24 protein-coding genes are annotated in these 20,452 nt (G+C 35.6%); 14 read left to right on the forward strand and 10 right to left on the reverse strand.

Annotated features, from left to right (window positions below; translation table 11 throughout):
- Window positions 1–82 precede the first annotated feature (82 nt).
- The 4 genes from ACVWNY_RS15730 to ACVWNY_RS15745 are packed head-to-tail and all read left to right on the forward strand — an operon-like array spanning window position 83 to window position 3,681.
- Window positions 83–955, forward strand: a complete 873-nt coding sequence (locus ACVWNY_RS15730; protein ID WP_218325546.1) for a carbohydrate ABC transporter permease — start codon at window positions 83–85, stop codon at window positions 953–955.
- Window positions 945–1,760, forward strand: coding sequence for a carbohydrate ABC transporter permease (locus ACVWNY_RS15735; protein ID WP_454071910.1), 816 nt, complete (start codon window positions 945–947; stop codon window positions 1,758–1,760). The genes ACVWNY_RS15730 and ACVWNY_RS15735 overlap by 11 nt, the downstream gene beginning before the upstream one ends.
- A 15-nt stretch (window positions 1,761–1,775) precedes the next feature.
- Window positions 1,776–2,900, forward strand: coding sequence for an ABC transporter ATP-binding protein (locus ACVWNY_RS15740; protein ID WP_454071911.1), 1,125 nt, complete (start codon window positions 1,776–1,778; stop codon window positions 2,898–2,900).
- Window positions 2,878–3,681: a metallophosphoesterase family protein gene (locus ACVWNY_RS15745; protein WP_454071912.1), complete on the forward strand. Its 804-nt coding sequence runs from the start codon at window positions 2,878–2,880 to the stop codon at window positions 3,679–3,681. The genes ACVWNY_RS15740 and ACVWNY_RS15745 overlap by 23 nt, the downstream gene beginning before the upstream one ends.
- Before the next feature lie 122 nt (window positions 3,682–3,803).
- Here the strand turns inward: ACVWNY_RS15745 and ACVWNY_RS15750 are convergent, their stop codons facing one another.
- The 5 genes from ACVWNY_RS15750 to ACVWNY_RS15770 all read right to left on the reverse strand — a co-directional run bounded on the left by ACVWNY_RS15750 (window position 3,804) and on the right by ACVWNY_RS15770 (window position 6,685).
- A complete protein-coding gene (locus ACVWNY_RS15750) occupies window positions 3,804–4,094 on the reverse strand; it encodes a hypothetical protein (RefSeq protein ID WP_454071913.1) in 291 nt (96 codons plus the stop codon).
- Window positions 4,095–4,160: 66 nt separating this feature from the next.
- On the reverse strand, window positions 4,161–4,379 hold the full coding sequence (locus ACVWNY_RS15755; protein ID WP_454071914.1) for a hypothetical protein: 219 nt from the start codon (window positions 4,377–4,379) through the stop codon (window positions 4,161–4,163).
- Between the two features lie 115 nt (window positions 4,380–4,494).
- A complete protein-coding gene (locus ACVWNY_RS15760) occupies window positions 4,495–4,680 on the reverse strand; it encodes a hypothetical protein (RefSeq protein WP_218325552.1) in 186 nt (61 codons plus the stop codon).
- Window positions 4,681–4,871: 191 nt separating this feature from the next.
- Window positions 4,872–5,924, reverse strand: coding sequence for a zinc-binding dehydrogenase (locus ACVWNY_RS15765; protein WP_454071915.1), 1,053 nt, complete (start codon window positions 5,922–5,924; stop codon window positions 4,872–4,874).
- Between the two features lie 179 nt (window positions 5,925–6,103).
- Window positions 6,104–6,685, reverse strand: a complete 582-nt coding sequence (locus ACVWNY_RS15770; RefSeq protein ID WP_454071916.1) for a uracil-DNA glycosylase family protein — start codon at window positions 6,683–6,685, stop codon at window positions 6,104–6,106.
- A gap of 371 nt (window positions 6,686–7,056) precedes the next feature.
- On the opposite strand from ACVWNY_RS15770, the gene ACVWNY_RS15775 reads away from it, so the two are divergent.
- Entirely contained in the window at window positions 7,057–7,671 is a 615-nt protein-coding gene (locus tag ACVWNY_RS15775) for a TetR/AcrR family transcriptional regulator (protein ID WP_454071917.1), read from the forward strand.
- A complete protein-coding gene (locus ACVWNY_RS15780; protein ID WP_461211748.1) occupies window positions 7,655–8,422 on the forward strand; it encodes a M23 family metallopeptidase in 768 nt (255 codons plus the stop codon). The genes ACVWNY_RS15775 and ACVWNY_RS15780 overlap by 17 nt, the downstream gene beginning before the upstream one ends.
- Before the next feature lie 45 nt (window positions 8,423–8,467).
- Here ACVWNY_RS15780 and ACVWNY_RS15785 read toward each other — a convergent pair whose 3' ends face one another.
- Entirely contained in the window at window positions 8,468–9,859 is a 1,392-nt protein-coding gene (locus tag ACVWNY_RS15785; RefSeq protein WP_454071919.1) for a DHA2 family efflux MFS transporter permease subunit, read from the reverse strand.
- Between the two features lie 170 nt (window positions 9,860–10,029).
- Between ACVWNY_RS15785 and ACVWNY_RS15790 the strand changes: the two genes are divergently transcribed.
- Together ACVWNY_RS15790 and ACVWNY_RS15795 are read left to right on the forward strand one after the other, a co-directional pair.
- Window positions 10,030–10,656: a TetR/AcrR family transcriptional regulator gene (locus tag ACVWNY_RS15790; RefSeq protein WP_454071920.1), complete on the forward strand. Its 627-nt coding sequence runs from the start codon at window positions 10,030–10,032 to the stop codon at window positions 10,654–10,656.
- A gap of 88 nt (window positions 10,657–10,744) precedes the next feature.
- The gene (locus ACVWNY_RS15795) at window positions 10,745–10,915 is read left to right on the forward strand and encodes a hypothetical protein (protein WP_454071921.1); all 171 of its coding nucleotides are present in this window, start codon (window positions 10,745–10,747) and stop codon (window positions 10,913–10,915) included.
- Window positions 10,916–11,116: 201 nt separating this feature from the next.
- Here the strand turns inward: ACVWNY_RS15795 and ACVWNY_RS15800 are convergent, their stop codons facing one another.
- From ACVWNY_RS15800 to ACVWNY_RS15810, 3 genes are all read right to left on the reverse strand, one after another.
- Window positions 11,117–11,935, reverse strand: a complete 819-nt coding sequence (locus ACVWNY_RS15800) for a Cof-type HAD-IIB family hydrolase (RefSeq protein WP_454071922.1) — start codon at window positions 11,933–11,935, stop codon at window positions 11,117–11,119.
- Between the two features lie 92 nt (window positions 11,936–12,027).
- Entirely contained in the window at window positions 12,028–12,804 is a 777-nt protein-coding gene (locus tag ACVWNY_RS15805) for an ankyrin repeat domain-containing protein (protein ID WP_454071923.1), read from the reverse strand.
- Between the two features lie 333 nt (window positions 12,805–13,137).
- Complete coding sequence (locus tag ACVWNY_RS15810; protein ID WP_454071924.1) at window positions 13,138–14,214, reverse strand: NlpC/P60 family protein; 1,077 nt, start codon at window positions 14,212–14,214, stop codon at window positions 13,138–13,140.
- A 393-nt stretch (window positions 14,215–14,607) separates the two neighbouring features.
- Here ACVWNY_RS15810 and ACVWNY_RS15815 point away from each other — a divergent pair, with 393 nt between their 5' ends.
- The 6 genes from ACVWNY_RS15815 to ACVWNY_RS15840 all read left to right on the forward strand — a co-directional run bounded on the left by ACVWNY_RS15815 (window position 14,608) and on the right by ACVWNY_RS15840 (window position 19,416).
- On the forward strand, window positions 14,608–15,570 hold the full coding sequence (locus tag ACVWNY_RS15815; protein ID WP_454071925.1) for an ornithine cyclodeaminase family protein: 963 nt from the start codon (window positions 14,608–14,610) through the stop codon (window positions 15,568–15,570).
- A gap of 331 nt (window positions 15,571–15,901) precedes the next feature.
- Entirely contained in the window at window positions 15,902–16,345 is a 444-nt protein-coding gene (locus ACVWNY_RS15820) for a DUF3290 domain-containing protein (protein WP_454071926.1), read from the forward strand.
- Window positions 16,346–16,356: 11 nt separating this feature from the next.
- Window positions 16,357–16,992 carry a DUF421 domain-containing protein gene (locus tag ACVWNY_RS15825; protein ID WP_218325564.1) on the forward strand — a complete coding sequence of 212 codons (636 nt, stop codon included), beginning with the start codon at window positions 16,357–16,359 and terminating at the stop codon, window positions 16,990–16,992.
- Between the two features lie 107 nt (window positions 16,993–17,099).
- Window positions 17,100–17,498: a helix-turn-helix domain-containing protein gene (locus tag ACVWNY_RS15830; RefSeq protein ID WP_454071927.1), complete on the forward strand. Its 399-nt coding sequence runs from the start codon at window positions 17,100–17,102 to the stop codon at window positions 17,496–17,498.
- 106 nt (window positions 17,499–17,604) lie between these two features.
- Window positions 17,605–18,207, forward strand: coding sequence for a sugar O-acetyltransferase (locus tag ACVWNY_RS15835; protein ID WP_454071928.1), 603 nt, complete (start codon window positions 17,605–17,607; stop codon window positions 18,205–18,207).
- A 177-nt stretch (window positions 18,208–18,384) separates the two neighbouring features.
- The gene (locus ACVWNY_RS15840) at window positions 18,385–19,416 is read left to right on the forward strand and encodes an acyltransferase family protein (RefSeq protein ID WP_454071929.1); all 1,032 of its coding nucleotides are present in this window, start codon (window positions 18,385–18,387) and stop codon (window positions 19,414–19,416) included.
- Here the strand turns inward: ACVWNY_RS15840 and ACVWNY_RS15845 are convergent.
- The gene (locus ACVWNY_RS15845; RefSeq protein ID WP_454071930.1) at window positions 19,413–20,345 is read right to left on the reverse strand and encodes a helix-turn-helix transcriptional regulator; all 933 of its coding nucleotides are present in this window, start codon (window positions 20,343–20,345) and stop codon (window positions 19,413–19,415) included. The genes ACVWNY_RS15840 and ACVWNY_RS15845 overlap by 4 nt on opposite strands.
- Between the last annotated feature and the right edge of the window lie 107 nt (window positions 20,346–20,452).

Genomic DNA, 20,452 nt, shown 5'->3' on the forward strand with positions numbered 1-20,452 from the left:
AATAATAAGCAGTCAAGTTAGTAGGAAAAACAGGAATTTTTCATCTACTAACTGACTGCTTTACATAAGGAGTTTGCCTTTGATGAAGCGTTACATCGGTTATATTTACTTGGCACCAGCGGTTATTCTGCTGGGAATTTTTGTTTTTTATCCTTTGATCTATACGATTTATTTAAGTTTTTTTGATTGGAATATGGTTTCACCTACCAAAGATTTTGTTGGCTTTGCTAATTATAGTAAGGTCTTGACCGATCCAGTTTTTCATAAAGTGTTGAAAAATACTTTGGTTTATACGATTCTTTTTGTTTTATTAAGTTGTGTCGTTCCATACATTGTTTCCTTTCTTTTAGGGGTAGTAGTGGAGAAATGGCAAAATTTTTATAAGCCACTATTTTTTATTCCCGCAGTAATTTCGCTAGTGGTGGCAGGGATGGTTTTTACTTGGATCTTGAACCCAGTGTCTGGACCAATCGCCATCTTATTAGGTCATTTTGGTTTGAAGTTGCCAATGTGGATGAATCTTCAAGGATGGGTAATTGCAGTGATTGCTGGTATCACTGCTTGGAAAGTTTTTGGCTATAATTTTATTGTCATTTTTGCGGCAGTCGTCGGGATCGATCGTGAAATGATTGAAGCCGCAAAGCTGGATCGGGTACCTATGTGGCGAATATTTTTTAAGATTGTTTTGCCTATGAGTAGTTCAACGGGCTTATATTTATTAGTCATGACGATTGTGCAAGGACTACAGTATGTTTTTACACCAATCAAGATTATCACCCGCGGCGGCCCCAATAACGGGAGTGCCAACGTGATTTATTATGCCTATCAAAAGGCTTTTGAAATGTACAAAGTTGGGGAGTCTTCGGCAATTTCAGTATTGACCTTGATAATCTTTGCCGTTTTCTTAGGTTTGATTTTCAAATTTGTTGAAAAAGGAGTTTACTATGAAAATTAAACGATTATTGCCCCATCTATTATTTATTGCCATTTTAATAATCATTATTTATCCTTTACTATTTATCATCGCCAATTCTTTTAAGCCTTTGAAAGAAGCATATCAGACGATTACTAGTTTGATCCCGCAGCCTTTTACGTTAGAGAACTTTCGATATTTGTTTGACAATCTGCCGATCTTAAAAATTACTGGTAATACCTTTTTTATTGCTAGTGTCATAACAGTGGTTAAGCTGGTAGTCGCTTTTTTTGCAGCCTACAGTTTTACGTATTGTCGAATAAAAGGCAAAAAAATCTGGTATTTAGTAATTATTGGGACGATGTTTATTCCTTTTACAGTTTCAATGATTCCTAATTACTTATTGATTGCAAAGTTAAATTTAATTAATACTACTTGGGGTGTGATTTTACCGCAATTTGCAGATGCCATGGGGATTTTTCTACTGACACAAACCATGCGGGAAATTCCTGCTAGTTTATTAGATGTTGCAGCCTTAGATAATATCAAACAGCCTGCGATTATGGGGAAAATTGTTTTTCCGCTAACGCGACATGCGATTACTTCTACCGGAATCTGGTTTTTTATTACTTCATGGAATGAGTATGTTTGGCCGGTTTTAATTTTGCGGACAGTGGAAAATTATACGCTACCGCTGGCGATGCAAACTTATATCAGTTCAGAAGGAGGAACAAATTTTACGGTAGCCATGTCCATCAGTTTAATTACGATGTTCGTACCGCTGGTGCTGTATGCCATTTTTCAAAAATATATTATCGGGACATTTGTTTCTGCGGGTATCAAATAAATTGGAGGAATTTTCATGGGAAAAACAATTGAGTTACGAAAAATAGGGAAAAAATATGGGGACCAAACAATCCTGCAAGAAATTGATTTAGCTGTTGGAGCAGGAGAACGGATTGTTTTATTAGGTCCTTCTGGCTCTGGGAAATCCACCTTGCTACGGATGATTGCTGGTTTGGAAAAAATAACTAGCGGGGAATTATTTTTAGGAACCCAAGCAGCGAATCAAATGCCCTGCGGCGAGCGAGAAATCGCTATGGTGTTTCAAAATTATGCTTTATATCCTCATATGACAGTTAGCGAAAATATTACTTTTGCTTTAAAGGCAAATAAACTCAAGGCCGCAGATATTCAGCTTCGTTTGGAAGAAGCGCTAGAGATGCTGGGATTAACGCCCTATAAAGATCGTTTACCAAAAGATTTATCCGGTGGGCAAAGACAAAGGGTGGCGTTAGCTCGTGCAGTTGTTAAACGCAGTGACTATTTTCTGTTAGATGAACCGTTATCGAATTTAGATGTGCGCTTACGTTTAGATGCGCGTAAAGAATTGGTGAAAATTCATCAACGTTATCAGCAGACTTTTGTTTATGTCACTCATGATCAAATCGAAGCAATGACTTTGGCAGATCGAATCGTTTTATTAAATGAAGGAAAAATTCAAATGGTGGATACACCACAAAATGTCTATGCCAAGCCAAGTAATACTTTTACCGCAAATTTTATCGGCTCACCAGGAATGAATGTGCTAGAAGTTACTTATGATCAAGGGACTATTAAGTTTGCTAATCAATTTTTACCATTAAATCCTGCATGGCAAAAGAAATTAGCTAATGTTAACGGTGCAGTTTATTTAGGAATTCGTCCTGAACATTTAAGTTTTACCAAAGAAACTAGTCAGTTAAAAGGCCAAATTAAATATCGCGAGCTTTTGGGACAAAGCTATGCCTACACTGTTCAGGTAGGCGTTTTGGAGATGATTGTTTTGGATGAACGTCCCGACTGGCAAATTGGCGACAACGTTAACCTGGCTTTGAAAGCAGAAAAAATTCACTTTTTTGATTATCGCACAACAGAGAATCTCGGTTATCCAAATTATTTAACAGAAGAAGGAGGCAACATCCATGCGCTTTTTGCATCTATCTGATTCCCATTTCAGAGAAAATTATCAAACCAATGATTTTACTGCAGCGATGTTTTCCAAGACTCAAAATCCTCGCTTAGCATTAGAACGGTTATTACAAGATTTACCTTTGACGGATTATGATTTTGTGTTATTGACTGGAGATTTGGTACATGAGGGTGAAGTATCCGATTATCAAGCGTTACGAAAAATGTTAGATCATTATTTACCAACAACACCTTACTTTTTTTGTCGCGGCAATCACGATCGACGAGCTGTTTTCTTCGAAGGTATGGGGGTTGAGGCAAATGATTCCCAAGAGTATTTAAATTGTACCGAAATACGTGGTCTAAGAATTATTAGCTTGGACTCTGCTCAAGATGATCATCATGAAGGAAAAATTTCTGATAGTCAACTGGCTCAATTGGAAAAATGGTTGGCAAAGCCGGCAGAAAAAGGAACTATTTTGTTAGTTCATCATCCACTAGCCTGGGAAGATCCTGCGATTGCTACCAAACTTCCAGCTGGATTTGAAGAAGTGATTGCGAAAAGTGATACTATAGGTATTTTTGTCGGGCATATTCATCAAGCTAGCAGTGGAGAATTTGCTGGTAAAAAACAAATAATGGCAGAAGCCTTATCATTTGGTGTTGATGAGTTTCCTGATTATTCGCTATTTACTGACCGAACAGGTTATACAAGCTGTAGTTTAAAGGAAGGGAAACTGTATACCTATCAGCATTTACTTTCTCCACAGCAGACCGAGCTTGGAAGAATGGACAAACCGATTATCGGTAATCACTAGGGATCTTGGTCTAAAAATATCAATAAACCAGTTGCCAATCACTCTGATTTTGGCAACTGGTTTATTTAGCTTTTATAAAGTAGCGGGGAAAGATGATCTAAACCACATAAATAAAACTACCCTTAAAATCCTGACAAATATCCTAGCTGATTTAAAATAAAAACGATAAAGATTGATAAATTACCTAGTAAAGAAATCATAATCAAGGCAAAACGAACGGTGGCAACTTTGTACCAACCGCCATCATAGCTACGACGGGAACACTGACCACGAAAGCCAATCCCGGCAATAATTGCTAGTAATAATAAAAGGATTTGCAAAAAGATTGCTAAAAATAACGAATAGATTCCAGCAGTGACCGCATAATAATTAAAAATTGCACCGATCCCAGCAAGAATGGCAAGAAAAGTCATAGTCATCTTCCTTTCGTTTCTAGCTAAATTATAGCAATTAGCGATATTGTTGCACAAAAAAACTGCCTAATGAAAGACAGCCGGAGGGTATTTTTTTGGTTTAAAAGCTAGCACATAAAAACACAGAGGGAGGAGTAACTTCCCAATAATAATTAATTGTTTAAAAAAGAAATTCACTCCCATTGGGCTAAAATTTCCAATAAATAAATCAACTACTGCTAAAACAGTTAAAACTACCGCCACAACCAAAGCCCATTTTCGAACGACGAATCGATTATTAATCATGCCTATACCTCCTAAAATTGCTGTAAATCTTATAACTAAATTTTACAGCAATCATAAAAAGAAGTTATCCAACTTTAGTCTTGGTTATGAGATTTTACGCTAAGTAAACCTATGCTTATTTTCTTCCTACAATAACTGCAGAATACATATAACCGACACCTTTTTGAGCAGCTGCCATAGTAGGATTAATTTCCACGGTTAAATCTTTCGATTGTAGTTCTTTGATAGCTTCTGATACAGCCTTTTCGTAGTCAGCAGGTTTGCCGGCCTCAATAAACTTAATTTCTTCAATTTTCCCCATTGTGATACCACCTTTTCTATTTTTATTCATTATATCATAAAAAAATATGTTAAATAGATATTTTTCGGAGGAAACTTTAAGAGAAAATCACTTTACAAAAAAATAACAAAAAAAGGAGCGGATTTCTCCACTCCATAAAATCTATTTGAATTCGTTCCAATACGGATTGTTTTTTCTTGGTAAATTGGTCTTTAAACAAGATCAGAAACAACAACCATAGATTTAATTGTTTTTCTTTCTTGCATATCAGTGTAGGCTTGATTAATATCTGCTAAATCATAAGTTTGAGTAAACACCCGACCTGGATTGATGTCGCCATCAAGTATAGCTTTTAGTAAAATTTGTTTGTCGTAAGTTGTTACTGAAGCAGAACCACCGGCAATTGAAATATTTTGGGCAAAAGTTGAACCGATAGGGCGGTCATTGTAATGAGGAACCCCCACATAGCCAATTCGTCCACCATTGTGTAAGACACCCAACGCTTGCTCAATTGCTGGGCCTGTTCCAACACATTCAAGGGCAGCATCAGCACCGCCTCCCAGAATTTCACGAACTTTAGCGATTCCTTCTTCGCCACGTTCTGCTACAACCGCTGTCGCGCCAGATGCTAAGGCCATCTCTTGCCGATCTTGATGACGGCTCATCAGCACAATTTGTGAAGCACCCCGCATTTTTGCGGCAATAACAGCACATTGTCCAACTGCACCATCGCCAATAACGACAACTTTATCACCTTTTTCAACATGAGCACAACGCGCCGCATGATAACCTGTTGGCATTACATCTGCTAAAGTCAAAAGTGATTTAATCATGCCTTCTGTATAGTCTGCTGGTTGTCCAGGAACTTTTACCAACGCCCAGTTACCATAATGAAAACGCACGTATTCAGATTGGAAACCATTTGACCAATTGGTTGCGCCTTTGTGGCGGTCACAAGTACCATCAAAACCAGCTCGACAAGCATCACATTCACCACAGCCGTGGGTAAATGGTACGATAACAAAGTCGCCAGGTTTTACTGTGGTAATTTCTGAACCAATTTCCTCAACGATTCCTAAAGCTTCATGACCATCATTGACAGAATGAGGTTCTTTATTGTCACCGTGGGCATAAGACCATAAATCAGAGCCACAAACACAGGCACGAACGATTTTGATGATGACATCATCATTTGCTTGAATGGTTGGTTTTTCAACTTCTTCCACCGATACTAGTCCGGCTTTTTCAAAAATTGCAGATTTCATAAAATTCCTACTTTCTTGTATAAGATAAATTTAGTGTACTCGTTAAAGTGGACTTTAAGTCAAGGGGAAAATGAAAATAAATTATGTCAAAAATAAAGAGGGCGTTCAAGATTCTACTGTTAGAAAAAAGGTTTGCTATTATTACCTTAAAAAAAACAACCGCGAATCTTCGCAGCTGTTTATTTTTCGAGCATTGTTTGCACCATTGCACGAATTTCTGGTAAGCGATACTGATAAAAATCTGGATGGTCTTTGAACCATTTGATATTTAAAGGAGAGGGATGCGGCAAAACAATCGTTGGTTTGCCATGAATTTCTTGGGTCTGGAAGATCAATTCAGCAAAATCTTGTCCTTTAAAAAAATGCTGTGCGGCTTTATTGCCAACCAAAATAAATAACTTGTTTTGTAGATAATCAAGAGCAGGATCTAACCATAATTTTGAACAAATAGCTGGCGGTTGTTTGTCACCGCCACTTTTGTTTTTTCCCGGATAACACAAGCCTACTGCTAAAAAGCAGAATTTTGCTGGGTCGTAAAAAGTTTCTTCATTCACCTGATACCATTCATCTCGTAGCTTTTTCCCAGAAGCATCGGTGAAAGGCTTTTTGGTTTGAGAAACTTTATAGGAAGGGGCTTGGCTAATGTGTACTATTTTGGCGTCTTGATTACCTAAAAAGACTGGTGCTGGATTTAAAAAATTGGCGCAACGAGTACAATTTTTTAAATCAGTTACAAATTGATCAAAATTTTTCTCAAGCAAAGGGATCACTCCTGATATTGTTTTTTATTTATAGTTGAAACGAAAATAAATAAAAGTTTCGATTATTAAAATACCAATTGATTAAGTCAAAAATCAGATTCGCAGTAACCTGATAGTAAAATAGAAGCGATTCTGATAAAGGATATTGATGCGTTTTTATGAATCAAAAATTCCTCGTTTAAACATAGGTTGCGCCCTCCTTTTAGTAATACTTATTTTAGCATCTGTGCTTATTAGATACAAAAAGCTTAGAGAAAAAATGTCTTACATAAAATGATAGGTAACGAATTTTTCATTATCTATTTGACCTATTAGGTAAATTTTGCTAAACTCAATTTGTCCTAACAGGTCAATACGGTTGGAGGAATATGATGGAACAGTTATTAAATATGCCAAAGGAACGAAAAGAAGCATTATTAAATGCTGCCTTAAAAGAATTTACTCAGCGGGGATTTGATCAAGCTTCAACTAATGAAATTGCTAAAAAATCTGGTATTTCTAAAAGCTTGATGTTTCATTATGTAAAAAATAAACAGGAATTATTTATGCTAGTATACGATTATTTTCATCAATTGATTCATCAGGAATATTATTTAAAGCTGGATCTCGAGCAAAAAGATGTATTCGTACGTCTGAGACAATCGTATCTTTTACAAATTCAAATATTACAAACCTATCCTGATGTGTTATTGATTGAAAATTTAAAAGGGGATACCAAATCAGAAGTGATTAATAGCTTTTTAGCAAGTAAAGAAGATCAGGTCTCTTTTAATTGCCAAGTAGATTTATTTAAGCAAATCGATGCTAGTAAATTCCGCAAAAATGTGGATATCGGAAAGGCTAAAAAAATCATTCTTTGGAGTAATCAAGGCTTGATTAGCGAGCTATTGGCAGATGGAGAAATTTTAGATCTAACAAAAACCACGCAGCTTTTAGATGAGTATCTTGCTGAATTGAGAAAGCTATTTTATGTTGACGAAGAATAAGATTATTGCGGTGTTGTTGACTCTAGCCATTTTATTTCTTGTCATGAAGCTAACAGAAAGGAAAATAAATATGGAAAATCCGGTTATTTTATCAGCACCGTTAAAAGGTCAATGGCATACACCCAATACGCCTGGCAGTCAAATTCCTAGTCATGGTTCGGATAAATTCGGTACGACTTACGCGTATGATTTTGTTCAGTTAGATTGGAAAAAACTAGGAAAACCAGCTTACCAAGGTGGATTGCTGAAGTATTTACAAAAAGGCATACCGGTAGAAGATTATTATTGCTGGGGAGAAACAATCTATGCCCCTTGTGATGGTGAAATTGTGGTTGCAAAAGATGGTTTTCCTGAAGCCAAACGAACCAATTTACGAAAAGATTTATCTAAAGCCAGAGACAACGGTCAAAATTTTCACCCTCGTCGTAATAATGTCCAAGAAGTGGCTGGAAATTACGTGATTATCAAAATGGCGGAAAATATTTTTGTAGCATTATGCCATCTTCAACAAGCTTCGATTGAGGTCGCTGTCGGTGAACAGATAAAAACTGGTGAAATCATTGGTAAAGTCGGTCATTCAGGAAATTCTTTTGCCCCACATCTACATTTACAGGTCATGGATCGTTTAGATATTGCCAATGCCAAAGGACTCCCTTGTGCTTTTGATGATTATCAAGTTTTTCAAAATGGAGGATGGGTAACGAAAACTAATGGAATCCCTACAAAAAAAGAACGGATATTATTTGAGTAAAAGTACTTGAGGGGATATTTTTATCAAATATGCTCAAGTGCTTATTTATTCTATAGTAGCATCGTTTGAATAATCGCTTTTTTTAGGATATGCCAAGGCGATTAGTAATAAAAGTGCCAGTACCGGTAGCCAAATTTGATAAATAGACAAGTAGGCATGATTGATGTTTGAAAAGGTAAATGTTTTTAGCGCTGTCAAGTTACCAGTCATGTTGGATACAAAAAAGGATACACCTAATACAGAACCAATTTGACGAACCACACTAATAATACTTTGAGAGCTGGTCAGCAGGCTTCCTTGTAAATTAGATGCAGCCAGCACATTGATTGGGCCAGAAATAATACCAAAGCCGATACCCAGAATGAATAAAACCAACGATAATAAATTTTTTGTTTGTCCATTGAAATTAGCCAAGAAAAGGTAGGCCATCAGAATACACATGATTCCAATAAAGACTAATAGGCGTGGTCCCAGTTTGTGAATTACCAAGCTGCCTAAACCACCAAAAATGAAGACCGTGATTGACATTGGTAGCAGAATTAATGCGGCCTGCAATTCCGATTGATGAAAGACATTTGTTAAATAAGTGGGTAAAATGACGACCACTCCGATGTAGAAAAATTGGGCCAATAAAGCCACCAAAGCTGACAGCGAAAAATTTTTATTTTTAAAAAGCTGCAAATCAATCATAGGAAATGCGACCTTCTTTTCGATTAATACAAATAGAGCAAATAGCACCACGCCTATAAAGACACAAGTCATGAAGCGCACATCAGCCACACCCCACTCCCTAACTTTTATTAATCCCAGTGTAATAAAAAATAAGCTGAGCATTGAAAGCAAACTACCACTAATATCAACCTTCTCTTTTCTTTTTTCTTCATGTTTAAAATTTAAAGTGGTTAAACACAAAATTAGTCCCAGAACCACAAGAGGCAGATTTATTAAAAAAATCCAATGCCAATTGAATGAATCAGTCAAAATACCTCCCAAGGTTGGTCCAATTGCCGCGGCGCCCCCTTGAGTTAATCCTAAAATAGCCACGATTTTAAAGCGATCTTCAATTTTCCAAGCAGAAAGCCCGATCGTATTTCCTAACGGTAACAATAATGCTGCTCCCAAACTGGAAATGACCCTGCCGACAATTAAAATCAAAAAAGATGTGGCAATTCCAGCCATAAAACTACCTAATCCAAATAAAAACAAACCTAAAAGAAATAATTTATTTTTGCCAAAGATGTCTCCTAATTTACTTAAAGGAATGGTCAAACTAGCAAAAATTATCGTATAGACATTTAATGCCCAAGATAATTTAGTTAAATCAATTTGCAAACCTTTTTGAATTGCGGGTAAAGCAATATTCATAATGGTTGTATCTAGCATCACCAAAAAGATGCCAATCGACATTGCAACAGTAAGTAAGATTTTTTTATTCATGATAAGCCTCCATCTTTTTAAATATGAGTTATTACTCAGTTTTTTTATCGTGTTGCAAATATAATACTAAAAAAAGGTGATGTCAAATGTTTATTTCATGAGTTTTAACTCGATTTATTGAATATTTTCTAACTGAGAGGTAAAATGAGAGAAATATTGGAGGGGCAATCATGACTGAAAACAAAGTAATTCGAAAACCATTACAAAAAAGAGCTCTCGAAAAAAAAGCGAAAATTTTAGCAACTGCTCGAAAATTGTTCTCTGAAAGAAATTTTTTTAATGTGTCTACCAATGAAATTGCGAAAGAAGCCGGCCTATCTATTGGCACATTGTATGCTTATTACAATAGCAAAGAAGATATTTTAATCGAATTAGTCGAGGAGTACCATCAAACTTTTTTGACAATTTTTGCTGAAATCAATCAATCTCAATCCTTTGAGCTATTCAAAACCGATACTCAAAAATGGTTAGTAAACTTAATTGATCGACTTATATCAGTGGAGGATGAGGCCTTTCATCAAGAAATTGAGATGTTGGCGATGACAGTGCCAGAAGTAAAAAAAGTTGTCCGCGAACAACAAAACAAGATGAAACATCTCACGTACGAACATTTTTTATATTATGCTAATCAAAGCAATCCACAGCAAATAAAAATATTGTCCACGATTATTTTTGATTTTATTGCCTCTTTGGTGGATGAAGTGCTGTATAGCGAGCATACTGAAAAGGAAGCTGAGGATATAATTTCAGCGGGGGTTGCAGCCATCGATCTATTAATTAAGGCGTATTTAACTTAAAAAATATTTGATTTTTTTTACATTTTTCCAATAAGATAACCAAACCAATCTACAATTAAATCTAGGTTGTTATAAAGAGGGGGAGAAAATGAATCAAGAATCAGGGATAGCATTTTTAATTGCCCTAATATTAGCTGGGGGACTTTTTTATGTGACGAAAAACTTGTTGGTAAGTGGGCTTTTATTTTTCTTAGTTGTTAGCGGTGAATTAGCATTTATCAATAAGTTTGTTAAAAAAGTAGAAAAACCAAGCAAATAAGTGAAAATCTTGCTCTTGCAAAAATGTGAGAGCTCTTTTTGTCATCAAAAAAGAGGTAGTCCCCTAATGACTACCTCCTCTAGATAGAAGTTCTTTGCCTGTTTTAGCAGACATTTATAGTGTAACAAAGATCGATAATCATCACAAATAGAAAAATAATTTTTTTTATTTGCATTAATTGGTTTGTTGAGCTGTTTTTTTCTAATTAATTGGGAACAATTCATCTAAGGTAACTAGTACGCCGTCGTTATCATTAGAAGGACAAACTTGATCGGCAACTTTTTTTACATTGGCAGGGGCATTATCCATTGCGTAACCGATCCCGCAATAAGCCAGCATTTCAAGATCATTTCCGCCATCTCCAAAAGCGACACATTGCTCCGGAGTAATGCCCCATCGTTGAACTAATTTTTCTAAACCGGCAGCTTTGTGACAACCTGGAATGATTAAATCAACTGAACCATGACCGCTACTGGTAGGAGTTAATGAGCCTTTTAGTTCATCACGAAATAAATTACAGTAATAATCTGTTTTTTCCGCGGGAACAGTTGGCGCAAATTTTAAAATTTGGTCGTTTACCTCGGCAAAATCAGTGACCCATTTTAATTTATGATAATAAATATTGGTTAACTGAAAAAATTCTTGACTAACGGTTCCACGTTCACAATAGGCGCTATTTAAACCACACATGACATTTTTGATTTCGGGATGTTTTTTAACTAATTCAAGGACTGTCAAAATGGTTTCTTTCGGTATATTTCCAGAAAAAAGGACTTCTTTCTTGTCTTTCACCAAAGCGCCGTTTTCTGCCACAAAACTCAATTCATCATAATAATCAGGAAAAAGTGAGCGCAGCTGATAGTATTGATTGCCACTGGCTACGACAAATTGACAGCCAACAGCTTTCATTCGAGCTAAAATAGCCTTGAAGCGTGGAATATCATAAGTATAATCACTGCGAGCAAAAGTGCCGTCCATATCTACGGCAACTAATTTAATATCATGGGGATTAGGATTCATATTGATTTCTCCATTCAAAATAAATTGTTGATGCTAAATATTACTGCACTAATTATAGCATGTTTAAGCTGTGGCATTCTTTCAAGAAAAATTTATTGCTCAGTAGTAGTAAGCAAGTTTGAGATATTTTGATAGCCTAGTTGATGGGCATAATCTATAGCGGATTTCCCGTAATTATCTACTATCGTCGGATCGGCGCCATTTCTTAGTAATTCAGCAACAATATCTTGATAAACTTGCGATCCATCTCGTAAAGCGATTGCTTCTATTAAGGCAGTATAACCATAATTATTTTGATGATTGATATTGACCCGTTTATCCGCTGAAAGTAGTTTTACATTTTCAAGATGGCCTTTTTCTGCAGCGGGAATAAGTGCATTCCCACCAAAACGATTGACGATGGATTGATCTGGTGTCGCATGGGCGAGGATATAGGCAAGAATTTCAGTCCGACCCTCAGCACCTGCATAAAGATAAGGACTATCTTGAAGATTATCTTGGCTGTTTACATCAGCACCAGCGTCAATTAATTGTTTAGCAATATCGATTTGATTATTATGAACGGCAATCATTAAAGCTGTTTCGGCTTTTTCATTAACTTCATTAGTATTATAGTGATCGGAATTAAGAATCTTTGTCGTTTCATTTAAATCTCCTGTTGTTACAGCTTGAAGTAAGCTACCACTGGGATAAAGGGGAGCCTCCTGTTTATCCGATGATTCAGACGCATCTACTTGAGGTGCTTTTTTACTAGATTGTAGCGTACTTGAACTAATGGAAGTGCTATTTTGTGAATTCTTTTGACAACCAGACAAAGTTAGAAAAAGAATGGTCATTATGAGAAAGAATGGTAATTTTTTTACTGTCATTTTGTCTCCTCCTTGGTATTTATCGAAAACTATAGCATGATTGAAAAAAATCAGCTATGTTAAAGAATTTTCAAGAAAGTTACAGTAAAAAATATTAAATTCCTCTATTTTTCTGGTAGGTTGCGAGAAAGATGACTTCGATAGCTAAACACAGCATCGTTTTCGCTGATTAGAAAACGCGTTTTAAAAATATTGGTTACCAATAAATTATCAATGGTGAAGTGAAATTAGATTAAAAAAAAATTTATTAAATAGTTAGAAAAGCCTAAACAGATGTCCAATGAAAAAAGACGGAATACACTAGGTATCTCGTCTTTTTTAACTTGCATTCTATTATTGAATAGCCCGTTCCGCATTCCAAGCAGTGCCTTCATCTTTCCAACCGAGACTAACTAAGTTGTTTTTCTCACCAGAATTAGTTGTGTAGACATGGCTGTCTTGGCTTCCAATAGCGTTCGGATTGTAGATTCGATAGACTGGAACATTACCGCCTGAATTCCATGATACGCCTTCACTTTCCCAGCCAATTGTTGTTAACCAAGTATTTTCTTGGGAGCTTAAAGTGTAGAAATGACGACCATTATTAGGATTGTATAAACGATAAGTTGTGTCACCCGTCGTTGGTGCAGCCCACGCGACACCTTCATACGTCCAGCCAATATTTTGTAAGTTGGTGGCTTCAGCTAAATCTTGGGTGTAATGGTGATTGCCTTCGTTTGCGTTGTACAGTCTAAACACATATTTTTCGTTGGCTTGTTGACCATCTAAACCTGGTACTTTTTGCACACCGTCACTTAAAATTCTTTTGGCAAAATCAGGTTTATACCAAGCAATTTGGCCAACTTTGACATTTTGATCTGGTCCCGGCGAATAAATATATTGTCCGTTGCCAATAAAAATAGCGACATTGTTAGAATTCCCTTTTGTTCCCCAAAATAATAAGTCACCTGGTTTTAAAGCATTCATGCTAACGTCTTTGCCCAGTCGCTCTTGGGAAGTACTTGGGGCAGGAACGGTCATATTCACTGCATTTTTAAATACATATTGTACTAATCCTGAAGCGTCAAAAGCACTTGGTCCAGCGGCACCCCAACCAAATGGTTTGCCGACTTGGGCTTGTGCTAAGTTGACTACTTTTTGTTGCTCAGTCAAAGCAGCAGTGTCAGCAAAAGTTTGAATTGTCTGTGCTGAAGCGATATTTGGCGTAGCCATCACTGCTTCAAATTGAGCCAATGTATAGCCGGCATCCAACGCTGCTTGTTTTTCTTTTTGATACGCACTTTGATCTTCTGTAAGTTGGATCTGTGAATCTTTTTCATTGATTTCTGTGGCTAACACTTTTGTCCCAGTAACTTGTAATCCCACCAAACACAAACCAAGCGCTAAACCTGTTTTAATTCCTAATTTCATAAATACTCCTTCTCTCCTGATTAATAACTTACATTGTACACTAGACCACCGAATATTTTAATAACTAGCTTTAAATTAAGAAGTAAAAGTAAGTATAGACGTCTAAAATAATATCAGCTAACCTTTTTCAGGATAATAATAGAATAACTTATTCCAGAAGAACTTATATTAAATCCATCGAAGTGCCAGATGGACTTCTAGGTTCAACTATTCTTCTAATTTCCCTCGATTTGTAGCTTCTATAAAATTCTCAGCAAATAAATCTTTTTAAAGGGTATTTCCAAAAATTTGATTTTTTAAATACTTTTATGGTGATATGATTGAGTTGTATTCCAGCGGATCTTTATTTATTAGAAAGAGTTTTACGTCATTCACAAAAAAGGAGGAGAAAGAATGAATATTTTAAATAAAATTGACATTCAAAAAGTTTTTTCAATAGCTGATTGTATTCCAATAGTAGAAGAGGCTTTTCAGTACTATTATGAAGGGAAAGTAGACGTTCCTTTAAGAACACAAATAACAACCGGAACAGGGAAGGGAACTTTTTTATGCATGCCTGCATATAGCGAAGAATATGATGCTTCTTGTGTCAAAGTCTTGAATATGTTTCCCGAAAATATTAATCAAGGTCTGCCTTCAATTAACGCCCAAATTTTAGTAATGAATACAAAAACGGGTGGTTTTGAAGCTTTGCTTGATGGTAATTATGTCACACAATTACGTACTGGAGCCGCAACCGGTGTAGCCATCAAACATTTGGCACGTAAAGATGCAAAAATCGGTGCCTTAATCGGTACGGGTGGTCAGGCGCAGACACAACTTGAAGCTATGCTTGTTGCTGCAAATTTATCAGAAATCAGAGTGAGCGATTTAAATTTTGAAAGAGCCTTACAATTTGTTGAAAAAATGACAGCAGAATTGCAAACCACTGTAATGATTAAAGCAGTCGAAAATTCAGATCTTGCGATTGAACATGCTGATATTATCGTCACAGTAACACCTTCGACAGTTCCGGTGTTTGATGGGGAGAAAGTAAAAAAAGGGGCACTAGTTTCTGGGGTGGGTTCTTATCAACCGCATCTGCAAGAAATACCGGCAAGTCTAGTAAAAAAAGCCGACAAAATCTTTTTTGATTCCGAAGAGGCGGTTCTTTCGGAATCAGGAGATCTATTAATTCCTCTTAAAGAAGGAACAATTACCGAAGAAGCTTTTACTGGCGATATTGGGGCCGTTATAAAAGGAGAATTAATCGGGCGCGAAAACGACGAGGAGATTATTTTCTTTAAAACGGTGGGAATAGCGGCACAAGATTTGTTTGCGGCTCAGGCAATATCTCAAAGAATGAAAAAATCTTAGAAAAAGAAAGTACGTCTTAGAGAATTTTGATGATATTCGCAAAATGATTATCTTAAAATTACAGAGACACATTATATTTCGTCTGAATCAGTGACAACTAATTTAATGGGATTTAATCATTTAACGATAGACCCAAAAATTCGTAATTAAAAGAAATTAGAATTACGGATAATTAAAATTAATACTCGAAAAAAGATCACATCTGAGAAGGCAATCATTAAAATTGTCATTTGATGGATCTTTTTTTTGATTAATTATGCTGAAAAATCGTTTTTACGCTTGAAAAAAACATTCTATTGTATAATTACTAAATAAAAAAGGGGAGAGAAAGATGAATTTTTACGGAATTGACTATTTAAAATCACAGTCAAATATTAATGATTACTTCAAGTATATTTTGATTTTTGGTTCACTGTTTTTCTTAGTGATTGTTTTTTCTTTGTATTTAAGACATCGGATTCAGACGAAATACCGTGACTTAAGTATTATTTTTCTGTTGTTATTAATTTTTGCTTCAGGGGTGCAGTTTTCTGATTATCAGTCAAATCAAGCAAAACATTCCCAGTCCTCACAGATGGTGAATTTAGTCCAAGATATTTCAAAAGAGAATGACATTTCGACTAAAGAGATCTTTGTCAATGCGACCCAACTAACTGACGGAATCATAGTCAAAATAAAGAAAAATTATTATCAAGTCAATCTAAGTGCCGATCAAAGTTCTTATACCTTGACGAAAGCACATTTGATGAATCCTAGTATCGTGATCAATAAATAGGAGGTAAAAAAATGCAATTATATAATCCAATTATTTTAAAATTTGCTTTAGGAATTATTTGTCTGATCATTCAAATTAACGTAATGGGAAAAGGCAATTTGGCACCTTCATCAGCGATGGATCAAGTTCAAAATTATGTGTTGGGGGGGATTATCGGTGGTGTGATTTACAACGATTCCATCACTGTTTTACAATTCGTGCTAGTTTTGATTATTTGGACACTGCTAGTCTTAATTTTGAAATTTGCCAAGGATCATAATCGCTATGTGAAACTAATTATTGATGGTCGTCCGATTACCTTGATTCAAGATGGTAAAATTGATGTTAATGAATGTCTAAAAAGTGGTATTTCTGCTAATGAATTGATGTTCAAATTACGGGCAAATGGTATTTACGAAGTGCAAAATGTCAAACGGGCGATTTTAGAACAAAATGGTCAGCTGACCTTAATTGAATTTGGTGATGAAAATATCAAATATCCGATTATTGTCGATGGTCAATCAAATAAAGATGTTTTGGAACTTATTAGCCAAGACGAAAGTTGGTTGGAAGAACAGGTCCATGCCCAAGGATTTGAAAAAATTAGTGAAGTTTATTTAGGGGAATATTTATCAGGGAAATTAAATTTATATGGTTACCAGCAATAATTAAAATCTTGATGTTAAAGTAAATTGACAAATTGTAAACCAAGGTTGCTTGTGGCATTTCGCTATTTGAGCTACATTTTTCTTATAGAAAATAGAGGGAGTAAAAAATGAAATTCCACGAAAAATTATTGGCTCTGAGAAAACAAAAAGGCTTGTCACAAGAAGAACTTGGCATGGAACTGCAAGTATCCAGACAAACCATTTCCAAATGGGAAGCCGGACAATCCTATCCTGATTTCACTAAACTGGTCTTACTGAGCGATTTTTTTAATCTGTCCCTTGATGAACTGGTAAAAGATATTGATGTACAAGAAGTGCAAGAGAAAAATTTTACTGATGAAAAAGTCGCAGAAATGTATTTAGATTATGAAAAAAGCAAAAGCGGCTTAAAAGGGATCTGGCGAGTGGCGATTACTTTTGGTTTTGTGATTTTAGGCATCGCTATGTTAGCACTGATTTTACATTTTATTTTTCCTGATCTGAGTTTCTTTTGGCAGCGGAAATAAAGGTTACAATCATTAGTTTTATCAGTCAAAAATTAAAAATCCGCCCTTGCATGTGTTTTAACATCCTGTATCATGGAAAGCAACAAACAAAAAAGGAGCAATTCAGATGACAGAACAAGACTATTTCAATTTATCGAAATCAGGAAAAATGTATGATGATACGAACAAAGTATTTACAGAAGCCCGCGGCAAAGCTGTTAGAATCACCAAAGAATACAATGCTTTGTATGGTGAAGATGAAGAAAAGAGAAGTCGATTGCTCAAAGATTTGTTAGGATCTGTAGACGAAGATGCTTTTTTTGAACCAGACTTTCGTTGTGAATTTGGTAGTAATATCCATTTAGGCAAAAAATTTTATGCTAACTTTGATTGTATTTTGCTTGATGGTGCAGATATTTATATTGGCGATCATGTGCTTTTCGGACCGCGAGTAGGTATTTTCACTACCAATCACGCAATTGATCCACAAGAAAGAGCGTTGGGAGGATGTTATTCTAAATCGGTTTCTATTGGAGATAATGTTTGGTTAGGCGCAAATGTAGTAGTGAATCAAGGTGTAGAAATTGGCGAAAATACAATTATTGGCTCTGGTAGCGTAGTTACTAAAAGTATTCCAGCCAACGTAATTGCAGTAGGAAATCCTTGTAAAGTTTTACGAGCGATCACTGAAGCTGATAAGACAAATTATCTTCAAGAGTTAAATTATTGATTTAGCTAGCGAAGCTTTGATATGTTATTTTATCATGGCTTTTTTTTTATATTTTTAAAAATAAACCGTTTAATAGACTAATTACCTAGAACAATCTCAAACTATAGTCTCGTGTGGAGACTTTGTTTCCTCTCTAAAATAAAGTTATTGGAACAACTTTGAAAAGAGGGAAACAGGATGAAAAAGAAAGATGGGTTTCAGCTTCTTTACTTGGCACAATTTATTTTTCCATTTTTTGTGGTAGTCGCCCATGTTGGCAGTTTGACCAGTAATCCCGAACTGCATTTTTTATTGAAAAACATTTTATGTCGGGTGGTTGTGCCTTTTTATTGTGTAAGTAATGCCTTCTTTTATGCGCAAAAGGATTCAGTTGGCAAGAAAATGTGGTTGCGGAAGAATATTCAAGTGTATTTATTGTGGTCGTTGATTTATTTGCCATTTGGAATTCAGTTTATTCAAGACTATGTCAATTTACCTTTAGCATTATATCCTGTGGGGGTGCTTGTTGGTCTGGTATATACAGGAACTTTTTATCATCTTTGGTATTTCCCAGCGATATTTTTTGGAGTAGTAATTGTAGATAAACTGATTCATAAGTGGGGATATGGTAAGGTGTTTAGTGGACTACTAGTCTTATACGCAATTGGTGCAAGTGAAACTTATTCTGCTTATTTAGCTGGAACGGGCTTTGGTCAGCTTATGGAAAGTTATTTTAATATATTTTTGACTACTAGAAATGGTTTGTTTTTTACAACGATCTTTGTCTTAATCGGCTTTTATTTGGCTGAAAATCATCAACGTTTGCTAGTTGATTCAGAGAAAAATTATCGTGGACTGATATTAAGTAGCCTTCTTTTATTAATTGAAGGGACGATAATTTTTCTCCATCAAGGGAGAGACGTAAATGTTTACTTTGCACTGATTCCTTTTAGTTTCTATTTTTTCTTAGTTTTATTAAGTTATCACGGCAAAGCAGATTTCAAATCTTTAAGAAAGTATGGACAAGGTATTTATTTCTTTCATATGATACCAATTCAATTATTCAATATTTTTGTCTCTACAAGTGGATTGACTTCAGCTGAAACCGGCTGGATTCGTTGGATATTAGGTGTAGGGATCTCGCTGATGGTTATTTTGCTTGTTGATGGGTTCAAAAAAGTGCGAATCAGTGATAAATCAGTACCGCAACTTTATGAACGCAGCCTTTAATTTCTATATAAATCAGCTAACTGGTTGATTCTTTTTTTGATTTCGTTGCGTACTTGCAGAGGTTCAATACATTCACAATGACTGCCAAAACTAAACAGGATATTATAGTAGAAATCATTTTCGATAAAAGGAAAATTTACTAGATAATGATCTTCACCGTCTGAGGAAAAATTTTCAAATGGACAATACTCTAACACTTGGTCCATCACTGATCGGTGGATCCGCAGCTTGATATTTGTTTGAATGGTAGACAAAATATCAGTAAAATCTAATACAGGATTTTGATAATTCTTTGGTGTAAAAGATTGTTCAGATAATTTTAAGTTAGACATTCGTACGATTTTAAACAATCGGTAATCATTTCTTTTTAAACAATAGCCTTGCCAATACCAATGATTTCCTTTTAAAACTAATTGATAAGGTTCAGCTGTGCGATTAGATTTATTTCCGTGGCGGTCAATATAATCAAAGGAAAGTTCTCTATTTTCTGTCAAAGCTTGTTGGATTATTTTTAGATCAGCTTGAATATTTGGATTGACCATCCAAGGGCTTAAATCAATCTGAATTTGATTTTTGCGTAATTCAATTTCTTGGGCGTGATCAGCTGGAATGAAGCTTTTGATTTTTGCTAATGTATGCGCTAATGAGTCTTGGTGCAGCATATTAGAAAAACTCGAAAGGCCTGTCAAGATTGCTGAAATATCTGAAGAGGACAATACTTTATTATCTAGCTTATAATTTTTCATTATTTCAAAGCCGCCACCGACACCAGGAGTTGAACGAATCGGGATACCAGCCAAATTTATCGCGTCAATATCGCGGTAAATAGTGCGGGGAGACACTTCAAACGTTTCCGCTAATTCCTGCGCACTGATTCGTTTCTTATCTAATAAAAGTATAATAATACTTACTAAGCGATTTACCTTCATTTTTTCACATCTTTTCAAAATTCTATTCCATTTATTTTAGATTGTTGCCATACTGCTGTCAACAATTCCTTAGTATACTAAAAGGGTAATTGAGATGGACGACAAAA

The sequence above is a fragment of the Enterococcus sp. JNUCC 77 genome (genome assembly GCF_054819945.1).